The sequence below is a fragment of the Nocardia sp. NPDC049737 genome (genome assembly GCF_040674755.1).
Classification (GTDB): domain Bacteria; phylum Actinomycetota; class Actinomycetes; order Mycobacteriales; family Mycobacteriaceae; genus Nocardia.
Window position 1 is genome coordinate 125,139 of the sequence record NZ_JBFANH010000007.1, and the last position, 13,808, is coordinate 138,946.

16 protein-coding genes are annotated in these 13,808 nt (G+C 66.6%); 8 read left to right on the forward strand and 8 right to left on the reverse strand.

Going from position 1 to position 13,808, the window contains the following annotated elements; genetic code table 11:
- Positions 1-38 precede the first annotated feature (38 nt).
- The gene (locus AB0J47_RS12195; RefSeq protein ID WP_364344171.1) at positions 39-872 is read right to left on the reverse strand and encodes a GNAT family N-acetyltransferase; all 834 of its coding nucleotides are present in this window, start codon (positions 870-872) and stop codon (positions 39-41) included.
- Positions 873-937: 65 nt separating this feature from the next.
- Positions 938-1,279, reverse strand: coding sequence for a hypothetical protein (locus AB0J47_RS12200; RefSeq protein WP_364344174.1), 342 nt, complete (start codon positions 1,277-1,279; stop codon positions 938-940).
- A gap of 228 nt (positions 1,280-1,507) precedes the next feature.
- On the opposite strand from AB0J47_RS12200, the gene AB0J47_RS12205 reads away from it, so the two are divergent.
- Positions 1,508-1,984, forward strand: a complete 477-nt coding sequence (locus tag AB0J47_RS12205) for a hypothetical protein (RefSeq protein ID WP_364344177.1) — start codon at positions 1,508-1,510, stop codon at positions 1,982-1,984.
- 50 nt (positions 1,985-2,034) lie between these two features.
- Here AB0J47_RS12205 and AB0J47_RS12210 read toward each other — a convergent pair whose 3' ends face one another.
- Together AB0J47_RS12210 and AB0J47_RS12215 are read right to left on the reverse strand one after the other, a co-directional pair.
- The gene (locus AB0J47_RS12210) at positions 2,035-3,180 is read right to left on the reverse strand and encodes an acyl-CoA dehydrogenase family protein (protein ID WP_364344180.1); all 1,146 of its coding nucleotides are present in this window, start codon (positions 3,178-3,180) and stop codon (positions 2,035-2,037) included.
- Between the two features lie 9 nt (positions 3,181-3,189).
- Positions 3,190-4,362, reverse strand: a complete 1,173-nt coding sequence (locus tag AB0J47_RS12215) for an acyl-CoA dehydrogenase family protein (RefSeq protein ID WP_364344183.1) — start codon at positions 4,360-4,362, stop codon at positions 3,190-3,192.
- Positions 4,363-4,560: 198 nt separating this feature from the next.
- Between AB0J47_RS12215 and AB0J47_RS12220 the strand changes: the two genes are divergently transcribed.
- The gene (locus AB0J47_RS12220) at positions 4,561-5,313 is read left to right on the forward strand and encodes a hypothetical protein (protein ID WP_364344186.1); all 753 of its coding nucleotides are present in this window, start codon (positions 4,561-4,563) and stop codon (positions 5,311-5,313) included.
- A 4-nt stretch (positions 5,314-5,317) separates the two neighbouring features.
- Here AB0J47_RS12220 and AB0J47_RS12225 read toward each other — a convergent pair whose 3' ends face one another.
- Positions 5,318-6,454 carry an epoxide hydrolase gene (locus AB0J47_RS12225; RefSeq protein ID WP_364344189.1) on the reverse strand — a complete coding sequence of 379 codons (1,137 nt, stop codon included), beginning with the start codon at positions 6,452-6,454 and terminating at the stop codon, positions 5,318-5,320.
- Positions 6,455-6,543: 89 nt separating this feature from the next.
- Here AB0J47_RS12225 and AB0J47_RS12230 point away from each other — a divergent pair, with 89 nt between their 5' ends.
- Complete coding sequence (locus tag AB0J47_RS12230) at positions 6,544-7,503, forward strand: YafY family protein (protein WP_364344192.1); 960 nt, start codon at positions 6,544-6,546, stop codon at positions 7,501-7,503.
- 57 nt (positions 7,504-7,560) lie between these two features.
- On the forward strand, positions 7,561-7,890 hold the full coding sequence (locus AB0J47_RS12235; RefSeq protein ID WP_364344195.1) for an MmcQ/YjbR family DNA-binding protein: 330 nt from the start codon (positions 7,561-7,563) through the stop codon (positions 7,888-7,890).
- A gap of 9 nt (positions 7,891-7,899) precedes the next feature.
- On the opposite strand, the gene AB0J47_RS12240 is transcribed toward AB0J47_RS12235, so the two are convergent.
- Positions 7,900-8,817: a hypothetical protein gene (locus AB0J47_RS12240; protein ID WP_364344198.1), complete on the reverse strand. Its 918-nt coding sequence runs from the start codon at positions 8,815-8,817 to the stop codon at positions 7,900-7,902.
- A gap of 130 nt (positions 8,818-8,947) precedes the next feature.
- Here AB0J47_RS12240 and AB0J47_RS12245 point away from each other — a divergent pair, with 130 nt between their 5' ends.
- From AB0J47_RS12245 to AB0J47_RS12260, 4 genes are read left to right on the forward strand one after another with little or no spacing between them, the layout of a single operon-like run.
- Entirely contained in the window at positions 8,948-9,670 is a 723-nt protein-coding gene (locus AB0J47_RS12245) for an alpha/beta fold hydrolase (protein WP_364344201.1), read from the forward strand.
- A 47-nt stretch (positions 9,671-9,717) separates the two neighbouring features.
- Entirely contained in the window at positions 9,718-10,095 is a 378-nt protein-coding gene (locus AB0J47_RS12250; protein WP_364344204.1) for a hypothetical protein, read from the forward strand.
- Positions 10,088-11,377 carry a hypothetical protein gene (locus AB0J47_RS12255; protein WP_364344207.1) on the forward strand — a complete coding sequence of 430 codons (1,290 nt, stop codon included), beginning with the start codon at positions 10,088-10,090 and terminating at the stop codon, positions 11,375-11,377. The genes AB0J47_RS12250 and AB0J47_RS12255 overlap by 8 nt, the downstream gene beginning before the upstream one ends.
- Positions 11,359-12,231 (forward strand): ESX secretion-associated protein EspG, encoded by an 873-nt coding sequence (locus AB0J47_RS12260; protein WP_364344210.1) that lies wholly within the window; start codon positions 11,359-11,361, stop codon positions 12,229-12,231. Before AB0J47_RS12255 ends, AB0J47_RS12260 begins: the two co-directional genes overlap by 19 nt.
- A gap of 42 nt (positions 12,232-12,273) precedes the next feature.
- On the opposite strand, the gene AB0J47_RS12265 is transcribed toward AB0J47_RS12260, so the two are convergent.
- Together AB0J47_RS12265 and AB0J47_RS12270 are read right to left on the reverse strand one after the other, a co-directional pair.
- A complete protein-coding gene (locus AB0J47_RS12265; RefSeq protein WP_364344213.1) occupies positions 12,274-12,897 on the reverse strand; it encodes a phosphoribosyltransferase family protein in 624 nt (207 codons plus the stop codon).
- Positions 12,898-12,908: 11 nt separating this feature from the next.
- Entirely contained in the window at positions 12,909-13,763 is an 855-nt protein-coding gene (locus tag AB0J47_RS12270) for a carbon-nitrogen hydrolase family protein (protein WP_364344216.1), read from the reverse strand.
- Positions 13,764-13,808 lie beyond the last annotated feature (45 nt).

Here is a 13,808-nt window from a genome sequence, read left to right on the forward strand (position 1 = left end):
GAAAGTTCGGCGCGCGGCGAGCAGGGAGCGATTGTGGCCTAGGTGAATTGGTAGTGCGTGAAATCGCGGACGGGTTCGAAGCCGATGGTTCGGTAGATGTGGTTCGCGGTGGGGTTGGCGGTGTCGGCGAAGAGGCAGACGTTCAGGTTTTGCCACCGCAGGGTGCGGGATACGTGAGCGGTGAGGATGCTGGCGTAGCCGTGGCCCCGGTGGCCGGGTGGGGTGTAGACGGGGCCGATTCGGGACCATCCGAAGACCGGAACCTGGTGTGCGGCAAGGGAGACGGGTTTACCGTCGAGCTCCCAGAGCCACCAGCGGCCGGTCGAGATGCGGTTCCGGATGGCGATGGCAGTCAGGCTCGGCGGCGGCATACCGGATTCGCGGCGCATGGCTTCGGCCCAATCGACGCACAGGCCGACGTCGGAATCGGTTGCGCGGCGGGCTGATCCGGCGACAATCGGAAAGTTCAGGTCCGCGAGCTGGTAGAGGCGGGTCGAGTACGCCTCCCGATAGCCGACACCGTACCGCTTGCCCCAGTGCTCGGCGAATTCGGCGGCGTCGTCGGTCGCGCCCTCGACCCCGTCCGCGTCCGCGGCGACCTCGGCCAGCGCATCGGCAACGGGCACAACACTTCCCACGGGCAGCTCACCGAGATACATCCCGCGTCCGGCCGCGCGCATGGCGACACCGATCACCGTCGCGTCCTCGTCGTGGACCGATAGGAACCGCGAGTGGTCGGCGTCTACCTGCATGCCGGTCAGGTGGTTGGCGATGCCGGTGGCGATCACCGTGTGCCGCAACGGATCACGCAGCAGAAACGGTTCGGTCAGCGACCGGAACCGCGCGGCGTCGGCGGTGATCTCGATCCTCATACCGAATCACGCTAGAGCCCGAAAGCCCCGTGCGCTCGCAATTTTCCCGCAGCCGCGGGCACGGTTCAGCTCGTTCGGTCCGCGCGTAGCTTCAGCAGCACCAGACCGGCGGTGCACGCCAGAATCAGTCCGGCGACGGTGATTTCGACGTGCAGTCCGGCGATGCCGAGCACGGCTCCGACAATGCCGCCGATGAAAATCAGCCAGGCCGTTATCCGCGACAAAATCGTGGACAGGGTGCGCCCCGGCGGGTTCGACACGACTTGCTGCGAGGTTTCCGGGGCGGCCGATTCGTCGGCCGCGGCGGAGGCTCGCAACGGAGTTGTCGAGTAAGCTCCCATCATCAACTCCTCGATGACGCCGATCAGAGTATTGCCGTCGCCCGATTTGCACCGCGCGTCTCTCATCTAGGTACTGGCGTCTCACGCGTAACTTTGATCACACGCTACGGCCCCGAGACGTGGTTCGACCACGACACGTGCCCGCGACACGCCGAAGAGACCAATTCGATATCTGAATCACCGCTGTTTAATCTGCGCTGGCACTGCCGCGCGCCCAACGTGTTTCCCTCATCTGGCCGGGGCGACCGGCCTCGATTATTGTGAGCCCCACTCGAACGACGAGGAGTGTTACCGATGGAGAGCAGTAGGGCCAAGATCGCCGGTCCGGTGATCGCCGCGGGCGCGGTCTCGCTCGGACTCGTTCTCATCGGAGCCTGCGGACTCGGCAGGGACGACACCTACGTCGCGCCCCCACCGATCAAGTCCGCCAACGACGCCAACGACGCGGTCCCGGCCGTGCGCTACGGCACCACCACCTCGGCGGCACCGAAGGTGATCATCCCGCCCTCGCCGAGTTGGAAGGTAGCGCCGGGACAGCCGCGCAAGCCGGTCGATTTCACCGTGCCGCCGACGGCCTTGCCGGAATCCACGACCCGAGGGTCGCGGACCTCCACTCCAGCAGCCGTACCGCCGCCCGGCTTCAACACCGAGTTCGAGCTGCCCAACACCCAGCCGCGTCCGACCACCGTCGACCAGCCCACCGAAGATCCGCCGACCACGACGCGCCGCGTGCCGACGGCCACCTCGCCGGGCCTGAGCGACGACGAATAGCAAAACGGCGGCGCGTACCTCGCACGCGCCGCCGTTCGAACTACCGAGCCCTACAGCTCCGGCAGGTCGTAGTCACCGACCTGTGCGCTGAGCACCCGCAGATGCTCCAACCCACCACCGAGCGTGCGCTCGATCGCGGTGAGCCGAGCGACGTAATGGCTCACCGGGTATTCCGCGGTGACGCCGATGCCGCCGTGCATCTGGATCGCCTCCTGGCCGATATGCCGAGCCGACCGGCCGACCTGCAGCCGCGCCCGCGAGGCAACCACCGCGTCCACGGAGCTTGCGGAGTGGCCGAGAGATTCAGCGTCGGCCAGCGACGCGTTCGCGTAGAGGCTCATGCTGCGCGCCAGTTCCAGCGAGACATACATATTCGCCGCCCGCTGGGTCAGCGTCTGGAACTTCGACAGAGTGACGCCGAACTGCTTGCGCGTCTTCAGATAATCGGTCGTCAGCCGCAGCGCCTCTTCCATCGCGCCGATGGATTCCGCGCACAGCGCGGCTTGGGCGTGTCCGATCGTGACCTGCACCGCCTCGGCGGCGTCGCTATTGTCACCGAGCAATTCGCCCGCGACCTTGTCGAATTCGATCTGCGCGCCACGCTGACCGTCCAGCGTCCGGTACGACTTGCGCTGCACCCCGGCCGCATCCACCAGGAACAGTCCGATACCACCGGTCGGCAGCACCGCGCTGACGACCAGCTCATCGGCGCTGTCGCCGTGCGGAACCGGATTCTTCAGACCCGTCAGCACCCACGAATCCCCCTGCTGCACAGCGGTGGTCACGAGTTCGGTGGACGGCCAGCGCACACCCGGCTCGGCGTGCGCGAACGCCAGCAGCTTGGTGCCGCCCGTCACCTCGGGCAGAATCCGCTGCCGCTGTTCGGCACTGCCGACCCGCGCTACCAGCCCGCCCGGCACCAGCACCGCATCCAGCAGCGGTTCGGGTGCGAGCCGACGCCCGATCTCCTCGAGTACGACCATCGTCTCGACGGGACCGGCGCCGACGCCGCCGTCCTCCTCGGTGAAGCTCAGGCCGAGCACGCCGAGTTCGGCCAGCTGGTTCCAGACATCGCGGCTCCAGCCGAGTTCGGTGTCGGTGACCTTCAGGCGGGTCTCGGGATCGTAGTTGCGGGCCAGCAAGTCGCGAACCGTGTCGCGCAACATGACCTGTTCATCGGTGAGTTCGAAATCCATGGCTGCGCCTCACAATCCGAGGATCGTGGAGGCGATGATGGTGCGCTGCACCTCGCTGGAGCCTCCGTAGATGGTGGTCTTGCGGTAATTCAGATAGCTGGGACCGCTGCGCTGTGCCCAACCGGGCGAGGCGATATCGGCGGCATCGACCGGGAGGGCGTCCTGTCCCGCGATATCGAGCAGCAGCTCGGTCGCGGCCTGCTGCAGTTCGGAACCGCGCAGCTTGAGCACCGACGAGGCCGGATTCGGTTTACCGTCCGAGGAGTTGGAGACCACGCGCAGCTGGGTCAGTTCCAGTGCGAGCAGTTCATTCTCCAGTTCGGCGATGCGCGCGGCGAAGACCGGATCCTCGAGCAGGGTGCCCGAACCCGACTTGGTCTGGCGCGCGTAATCCTTCGCGACACCGAGCTTGACCTTGGTGCGCCCGACTCCGGTAATGCCGGTGCGCTCGTTGCCGAGCAGGAATTTCGCGTAGGTCCAGCCCTGGTTCTCCTCGCCGACCAGCTGATCGGCGGGTACCCGCACGTTCTCGAAGAAGACCTCGTTGACCTCGTAGCCGCCGTCGATGAGCTTGATCGGGCGGATGGTGACGCCGGGAGACTTCACATCGAACAGTAGGAAGGAGATGCCCGCCTGCTTCTTCGGTGCGTTCGGATCGGTGCGGACCAGGCAGAAAATCCAGTCCGCGTACTGGCCGAGGGTGGTCCAGATCTTCTGCCCGTTGACGATGTAGGAGTCACCGTCGCGCACCGCGGTGGTGCGCAACGAGGCCAGATCGGATCCGGCGTCGGGCTCGGAGAAGCCCTGGCACCACCAGATATCCAGCGCGGCCGTCGGCGGCAGGAAGCGCTGCTTGATCTCCTGTGAGCCGAACTGCGCGATCACCGGACCGACCATCTGGGCATTGAACGTCAGCGGCTCGGGCACCGAGGCCAGCTGCATTTCGTCCTGCCAGATATGACGCTGAATCGGCGTCCAGTCCTTACCGCCCCACTCGACCGGCCAGTTCGGCACGGCCAGACCATGGTCGTTGAGGACCTTGTGCGAAGTGACGATGTCCTCGCGGGACAGTTCGTGGCCGTATTTGACGCGGTCACGGATGTCGGCGGGGATCTCGGTCCGGTAGAAGTTCCGCAGCTCGTCGCGGAAGCCCACCTCGTCGGGCGTCAGACTTAGTTTCATACACATCTCCCGGTGTGTCTCGTACAACCGAGTCAAACCTACCCCCCGGTAATCTCCCGCTGTCGAGTGGGTCACAGGGGTAGGTCGGGTATGTGTCGGGCGTCGGGCCTCAGCGGTTGGTCGGGAGTCCCTGGGCGGCGTAAGCGACGAGCTGGTACGTTGCTGCACTATCCCGGTGTTCGGTATCGAGGAGAACGAGTGAACGGCAGATCCATCGCACGCGCGGCCGCCGCAGTGACATCTCTCGGCATCGGAGCGGTCCTCGCCCTCACCGGCACGGCAGTCGCCGAGCCATCCCCCGTCGACGCCGGACTCGAACAGCTCAGCACCGACGCCGGATCCGATCCGGCCGCCCAGGCGGGCGTCGGCGTGCTGAACCAGTTCACCAAGATGGTGGATATCGCCGAACTGCGCAACGTCTCGGCCGCCTTCACACCGTTCGCCTATGCCGCGCCGACCTTCGGCTGCGGCAGCGTCGGCCCGGTCACCACGATTATCGCGGCGGCCTCCACCGACGGCTCCAACCCCAATGGCGCCGCGGATCCGCTGCCCGGCACCCTGCGGTTCAGCGCGACGCCCGCGCATTCGGGCGCCCCGCTGTCCTCCGGTCTCGTGGTGGCCTGGCTGAACGTCAATACCGGCGCGAGCGGCCTCACCACCCTCGACGACCGCACCGAATACAACATGCCGACGCTGTCCAAGACCGTGACCAGCGGTCCCGGCACAGTCATCGCCTCGATGTGGGGCATGATCGACTACCCGTTCGCGCACTGTGTGATGACGCCGACGGTCGGGATGTTCTACGTTCCGGACCTTCCGGTGCTGCCGCCCGCACCGGCACCGGCACAGCCCGCCGCGACCCAGGAGCCGGCGCCACAACCGGTGGCACCGGCCGACCCGAACCGCGCGGGCGCCGTCTCGCAGGACGAGATCGCGCACCAGAACAACTGAGCGCTCAAGCTACCTTGCCGAAGAACGCTCGGATATCGGCGACGTGCATATCCGGCAGTTCCATCGGCACGAAATGGTTTCCGGTATTGCCCTCGGGCCAGTGCGCAATCGTGTTGTCGCGCTCGGCCAGGCGCAGCATGAGTGCGGAGCCGCCCGCGTAGACGCCCGTCGGCACCGCCTTTTGGCCGGTGGGCCAGGCGAATCCGCCATCGCCGAGGCCGTTGTACATCGGCCAGGACGAGGTCCCCGCAGTGTTGGTGAACCAGTACAGGCTGATATTGGTCAGCAGATGATCTCGGTCCATGACGTCCTCGGCCAGGTCGGCCAGCGGGGTGAACTCGTTGAATTTCTGCATCAGCCAGGCGAGCAGGCCCACCGGGGAATCGGTCCAGGCGTGCGCGAAAGTCTGTGGCGCGGCATGCAATAGCACGTGGTGGTTCACCCCGCCGGACATCCAGCCCTGCATCTGATCCCATTCCGCGCGTTCCTCCGGCGTCATCGTCGGCACATCGGCCTCGGTCGGCATGCCGATACCGCCATCGATATGCACACCGACCACGCGATCCGGTGCGATACGGGCGATTTCGGGTGCGACGTAGGCCCCGAGATCCCCGCCCTGGGTGCCATAGCGCCGGTAGCCGAGCCGGTCCATCAGCTCCACCCACATCTCGGCGACCCGACGCACGGTCATCCCGGTCTCCTTGGGCCCTTCGGAGAATGCGAAACCGGGCACCGACGGGACCACCACGTGGAATGCCTGCGCCGGATCGAGCCCGTGGGCGCGTGGATCGGCCAGCAGGTCAATGGTTTTGGTGAATTCGACGAACGAGTTGGGCCAGCCGTGGGTCAGGATCAGCGGCAGCGCATCCGGCTCGGGCGAACGCACATGCAGGAAGTGCACGTCCAGGCCGTCGATTTCGGTGATGAACTGCGGGAACTCGTTCAATGCCGCCTCCTGGGCCCGCCAGTCGAATCCGGTTCGCCAGTACTCGGCCAGCTCCCGCAGATAGTCGACCGGAACCCCGCGCTCCCAGCCCTTGCCCGGCAGCTGCACCGACCAGCGGGTGCGGGCCAGCCGGTCGATGAGATCGTCGATATCGGCCTGCGGAACATCGATGCGGAAGGGGCGAATCTGGTTCATCGGGATGACTCCTAGCTCTCGGGGACAGCAACCACGTTAGGAGGCAAGTAGGACCATCTATGTCCTACTTATCTGGAATTCTGAAAATCATGAACGACACACCCGCCCGCCTGCTGCGCCTGCTCTCTCTATTGCAGACACCACGGGAATGGCCGGGCAGCGAACTCGCCGATCGACTCGGCGTCACCGATCGAACCGTGCGCCGCGATATCGATCGGCTGCGTGAACTCGGCTATCCGGTCGAGGCGACGATGGGTGCGACGGGCGGCTACCGCCTGGTGGCCGGTGCCGCGATGCCGCCGCTCTTGGTCGACGACGAAGAGGCGGTCGCCATCGCGGTCGGGCTGCGCGTCGCCGCCGGATCGGCCCTCATCGGCATCGAGGAGGCCTCGGTCCGCGCGCTCGCCAAGCTGGAGCAGGTGCTGCCCGCGAAATTGCGCCGCCGGGTACGGGTACTCGGCACCGCCCTGGTGCCGCACACCGACGACGCTCCCGCCGTCGATCCCGAGGTGCTGACCGCACTGGCCGCAGCCGTAGCCAACAGGGAGCGGGTACGTTTCGCGTATCGGGGCGAATCCGGTGCCGAAACCCGTCGGCATATCGAGCCGGTCGGGTTGGTGCCGTCACGGCGCCGCTGGTACCTCGTCGGCCACGATGTGGACCGCGAGGACTGGCGCATCTTCCGCGTCGATCGCATCGACCGACCGCAGCCCACCGGCGCCCGCTACAGCCCGCGCGCACTGCCCGCTGCGGATCCGGCCGCCTATGTGGCGGGCCGCCGAACCAATTGGGGCACACCGTCCTTCCGCGTCCGTGTCACGATCCACGCCCCGATCGGCCGGGTGGCGGGCCGTCTCGGCGACTCCCCGGGCGATATCGCCGCCATCGACGACAAGTCCTGCCGCCTGGACGCCACCCGCGACGACGACCCGACCTGGTTGGCATCTCGCCTGATCGACCTCGGCGCGGACTTCCGAGTCCACGAGCCGCCCGCCCTGGTGGACCGGTTGCGTACGATCGCGTCCCGCATAACCGATGCCGTCACTTGATGGCCGACGAAGCGATGTGCACGATAGGAGTCCGATTTCAGAACCGGAGGCTGAACCGTGCTCGACGCCGACGACGTGCGCCGCATCGCGTTGTCCTTTCCCAAGACCGTGGAGAAGGAACGCTGGAACCATCCCACCTTCGATGTGGCGGGCAAAATGTTCGTCACCATCCCCGGCGATCAGACATCGTTCGCCATCCGCTGCCCCAAACACGATCGCGAAGAACTCATTGCCGCCGAACCGGACAAGTTCTGGGTTCCCCCGCACGAGGCATCCTCCTCCTGGGTCCGCGCCCGGCTCTGCGCCGTGGAAGATATCGACGAACTGTACGACATCCTGCTGGATTCCTGGCGGCAGGCAGCACCACCGGACCTCATCGAGCAGTGACCGATTCGCTCAGCGCGGCAAGCGAATCCGCAGGATCGCACCGCTCTCGGTACCGGCAAGGAGTTCGTCGGAACGACCTGGCACGGCGACCACCGATGTCATCGGTTCGCCGGTCAGCACGGCGCATGCGGTGTTCGTGCCAGGATCGACCCGAATCAGCTGACCGGTCAGGGTGGTCACGTAGAGCACACCTGCGTCATCGATGACGAAATCGTCTGCGAAATCCGGTATTCCGGGTGACACCGTCAAGTCGGCGAGCACGGTGACGCGGCCCGGGTCGTCGATCGGGAAGCGCACGATCCGGCCGAGCGTATTGCCGTTCATGCTCAGGTAGATCGAATTATCCCGCACCACAATGCCATTGGCGCCGGTGTACTTCGCCCACGCGGTCCAGTCCGCGTCGACACCGCCGTCCGGACGAATCCGGATCACGCCGAGGCTGGAGGCGACATACAGATTGCCCGGCGCATCGAATGCGGCACCGTTGGGCATGGTGAATCCGGAGGCGAAGACCGCAGGCCTTGGATCGTTGGGATCGAAGCGCACCACGCCGCCCGGGCGCAGCACACTTGTCGGTGAATCGCCGAAGACGACGTAGAGCAGTCCGTCCGGCCCGAGCCGAATCGCGCCCGGAAATTCGACCGGCACTGTCGCGGTCAACCGGCCCGCGTTGTCGTAGCGCTGCACCTCATTGCGGTACAGCCGCGAAACCCATAGGTTGCCCTGCGCGTCGTACCCCACGTTCTCCGACCAGTCGAGCACCGGCAGCTCCGCGGGCACGGCGGTCGCGGCCTGGGCCGACGCGCATACAGCGACCGCGCCCTGCTCGGATTCGGCGATGGCGGACGGCGCACCGATACCGGCGCAACTCAGCGCGAGCGCGGCGACCGCCCACACTCGTGCGTCCGGACGATAGAGCTTTCTCAAAGCGAACCTCGACCCTCCTGCCGGAACCTCGGCCGGAAGTCTAGCCACCCATGCCGGTTATGCATCGCGAAGTAGACATAGTTATGTCAAGAACTCGACTGTATGTCGACGAGTTTGACAGTATTCACAGATGCCTTTCTTCGATGGCGCGCGCGGGCGTATGCACTATCGGCGATGGCCGGTCGAGCACCCGGTTGCGGTGGCGGTGCTCTTGCCCGGCATGGGCCAGCACAGCGGCCACTACCACCGCTTCGCTCGCATCCCGACCTCGGCCGGGATCGAAGTGTGGGCGCTGGACACCTCGGGGCACGGGTTGAGCGAGGGCGATCCGAATAATCCCGGCACGCTGGTGGAACTGGTAGCCGATGCGATGCGGTTGATCGAACTGGTCCGCGCGGAATTACCGGGTACGCCGCTGATCCTGATGGGCCACTCACTCGGGGCGGTCACCGCCTTGGGAATTCTGGGCGCGGCGGTGCCGGATCAAACCAGCGCGGCCGACGACTTGCACGGATTGGAGGCCAAGTACCCGCTGTGGCCGAGCCTGCCCCCGAGCGAGCTGGTCGGGCTGGTGCTGTCCGGAGTGCCCAAGCGCGCGCTCGGCGGCGGCGCGCCCGGCGCACCCGGCACGCCGTTGCCGAGCACCCTGCCCATCCTCGCCGTGCACGGTATCGAGGACCGAAGGGCGCCGATCGATGCGATGAGGGGCTGGATTCGTCGCCACGATTGGGTAAGTTTGCGTGAGTACGCCGACGCCGGGCACGACCTGTTGCACGAGCCGGTACAAGCGCGGGTCGCCGCCGACATCGCGGACTGGATGCAGGGTGTCGTCGTGGGGTTGACGCACCGGTGAGTTGATCACGGCTGCGCGGGCAGCACGATGAGGAAGGGGGCGGCGAAATGTCGGACGTGACAGCGCTGAATCAAGCGATCGACGATGGCCAGCTCTGGATCGATGGGGTACTGGTCGCCGAGGGTGCGCATGAGCAGTGCGCCGTGCGCTATGAACAGCTTGCCGATGAGGTCGAGGCCCAGATCGCCGTATTGAGCGGTGCCACATCGCTTCCCGGCTTCGGCGGCTTCGATTCCGGTGCGGCGCTGCGGCGTGGCTTCGAAGACAAGGCCGACGGCGCGATCATCCGATTGCGCGCGTATGCCGACGCCGCAAGGGCGCTCGCGCAGATCTTCCGCGCGGCCGCAGCGGCATACACCCGGGCCGATACGGATCTGGCAGTCGCGGTCGGTCAGGTCGAGGTGGCGGGAGCCGCGCATGCGTAAGATGCCGCACTCCGGTGAGAAGACCCCCATTCGGTATGCCGACCCCAGCTACACCGACCCCAACTACGCGCAGACCGTCGAAATCTTCGACAATCTGTCGCATCGGGAAATCCACGACGGTGTCCAGCTGATGAATCCGGTTGTCCTCGCGGCCGGACAGCAGGCGTGGCAAGGCAGTTCGACCGGACTCGCCACCGCCGTAGCGCAGGCGCACAGCGAGATTCGGGTCGCGATGGCCGACGGTTGGCGCGGTGCCGCGGCGGACTCCGCGGCCGCTGCGGTGCGCGAATTCGAGCGGCACGGACAGCAACTCGCCGATATCATGGCCGCCGTCGGTCAGCGGCTCGGCCAGGCGGGCGATGCCGCCGAGGCACTTCGCGCGGCCGTGGTCGAACCGTCCAGCGAAACAACGGATCTGGCTGGTGCACTGCTGGATCCGACGAGGGCGACCGAGAACACCACCACCCAGAAATCCGCCGACGGCACCCGCCAGGATGTCGTGCAGGCGATGGACGGCATCTACACGAATGTGTTCATCTCGACCGGTTCCGGTGTGCCCGCCTTCCCGGATGCGGTGACCGCCGATGTGCCGCAGTCATCCGACACCACACCGGTCGCTCAGGTATCCACCACGACCGTTCTCGACACTGGTACGCAAACCCTCACCACCCCAACGGTTTCGGCGACCGCGCCGGTGCCGACTACATCGCACACCACCGTCGAGCCGGCGACGACGCAACCGGCGAGCGCCCCGACCACCGTCACTCCGGTGAGCACCGCCACCGACACCGCACCTGCTGCCGCGAAACCCGTTGTGCCGACGGCGGATTCCCCAACATCGACCAGCCCGGTTGCAGCCACCACATCGACGACCACACCGGATCGCTCGGTGCGACCGGGTACCGCCACACCGGTGACCACCGCCGCATCCACCTCGATGGTCGCTCCGACGGTTCCCGGCATCTCGAACACCGACGACGAGCGCAAACGCGATGAGCGCAAACGCGATGCGAGTGGCGATGCGATCAACGGCGTCGGCGCGGGAGCGGTCGGCGGACTCATGGGCGGCGCCATGGTCGCGGGCGACAGCCCGCGCTCCGGCATGAGCACCAGTGCCGCCGCCGCCCGCGCAGCCCGCGAAGAGGACGAGTACGACGACGAATACCACTTCTTCGACGACGATCTGACCTTCCTGGAACCGGCCGATGACGGCGGTGAGCTGATCGGCGATATGGATCCGACGACACCCCCGGTCGTCGGCGAATGGACCGAACTGGAGTGAACTGGACGCTGACCCCGGACCAGTTCGCCATGGCCTGGGCCCGCACCGATGGCGACCGCATCCCCTACCCACTCGCCGTACGCCTCTCGGCTCGCGATACCGCGGAGCGCACCGCCCAACTCCCCGCGTTGAACCGTTGGTGCGAGGAGACTCTCGACGCCGATCTGGAAGGCGCATTGCGGGTGCTGGCTCGCCCCACCGTGCGCATCGAGGTCTTCGGCGAGCGCGGTACCGCAGAGCCGTCGACCGGAGTCGATGTCGGGCAGGACGGCACGGTCGCGGCGACGGGTTTGGTCGAACAGACCGGTCCCGTAGTCGACCAGCCGAGCATCGCGGCGCAATCGCGTCCGGTGCGCGTACTCGGTGCTATCGCCGGGGATATCGCGGTGGTCGCGGCGCAACGCGCGGGCGCGACCACAGATCGCGGCAGCGATATCCGACTGTTCGTCGATCGCGTGAAAAATCTTTCTGCACGGGTGATTTCGGTACTGCCGGAGAATACGCCCGGCACCACACCGCAATTGACCGCACCGCTGGCCCGGGTCAGCGAGGACAGTCGGGATCTGGTGACCGTACCGGTGGCCGGACCCACCACGCCGACCCGAATTCGCAAGCTGCTCAGGCAATCCCGCGACGGCATCGGCCAGATCGTGGTGTCGGTGCGCCGAGCCGACGGCGAGCTGCATCCATTCGGGGTGCTGTGTTGGATCGACGTGATCGGCGACGGCAGGTACTCGGTGCGCACCGGGGTCGATGTCGATATCGTGCCGGTCACCGCACAGCGGTTCACCGCACAACTGCGGCCGATGGTTACCGCGGCCGAACGCACCCTCACCTTGGCCGAGCGTTGGTGAAGGTGACCAAAAGCGTGTGCGGTCGACGAGACGGCGGGCACCTCACGCGAGTAGCGCGGTGACCTCGTCGTCCTCCAACTGATGGAAGTCGCGGTACGCCATTCCGACGCCGCCGAGCGAACGCGGCACCCATGGGCAGACCACTTCATCCGCCTCTGCGGCCACCCGGCGCAGCGCCTCGGAGGACGACACCGGCACCGCAACGACGATCCGCGTCGGTTGGTGCAGTTGGGCGACCCGGCATGCGACGGCCACCGTCGCCCCGGTCGCCATGCCGTCGTCCACGATCACCGTTGTGCGGCCGGAGATCGGGATCGGTTTGGCATCACCGCGCCACACCTCACGTCGGCGCTCGAGTTCGGCCCGTTCCAGATCCTCGATCTCAGCGACCTGACGCGGCGTTATCCCGGTGTGCGACAACACATCCTCATTGAGGACCCGGATACCTTCCTCACCGATGGCCCCCATAGCCAACTCCGGCTGCCACGGCACACCGAGCTTGCGGACCAACAGGATGTCGAGATCGCCCCCGATGACCTCGCGCACCGCGGCCGCCACCGGAACCCCGCCGCGGGGCAGTCCGAGCACCAGCGGTTGCATCGCACGCAGGTGGCCGAGTTCCGAACCCAGCGCGCGACCGGCCGCTGTCCGATCGGAGTAGATCATCCGAATCAACGCTACTCCGGTGCGCGCTCGGTGATCGCGAATCGCCGCAATGCCAGGCTGGGATTGGTGCGGCGAACCGTGGCGAGCTGTTCGAGGTCGATATCGGCGGTGAGCACGCCGGGTTCGTCACCGAGTTCGGCGAGGACGGCACCGGTCGGGCCGATGATCATCGACGCCCCAGCACCACGCGGGGCGCATTGATCGGCAGCGGCCACGTAGACGGTGTTTTCGATGGCACGTGCACGCAGCAACGTCGTCCACTGATCAACCTTCGCCGGACCGGGAATCCACTGCGCCGGCAGCACAAGCACCTGCACGCCCGCAGCCGCGACGCGACGGCAGCCTTCCGGGAACCGAAGATCGAAACAGGTCTGCATGCCGAATGTCACAGCACCGACCGTGAAGGTGGCCGGGGCCTCGATCGCACCCGGCTCGACGACATCGGATTCGAGATGTCCGAACGCGTCGTAGAGATGCACCTTGCGGTACTTCGTCACCAGGTTCGCATCGGGTCCGAGCACGACGAGGGTATTGCGGATCCGACCCGCCTCCGGCGCCACTTGCTCGACCATTCCGGCGACCAGATACACCCCGCATTCGCGCGCGATATCGCCGAGGCCGGTGACGAACGGCCCGGTCAGCGGTTCGGCGACGGCCACGACCCGCTCGTCGAGCCGGGTCACGGCAAACATCGAGTATTCCGGCGCGACCACCACCTTCGCACCCCGTTCGGAGGCCGCGCGAACATACTCGCGCAGGGTTCGCAGATTGCTGGTCGGATCGATTCCCGGCGCGAATTGAACCACCGCCACAGCCACCGCCGATGTCGTCGGATCGTGATGCGCGGACACGCTTTCGGGTTGCATACGTCTCACCGTATTGGCCCGGTGGCCGGGACGACCACCGGGAGG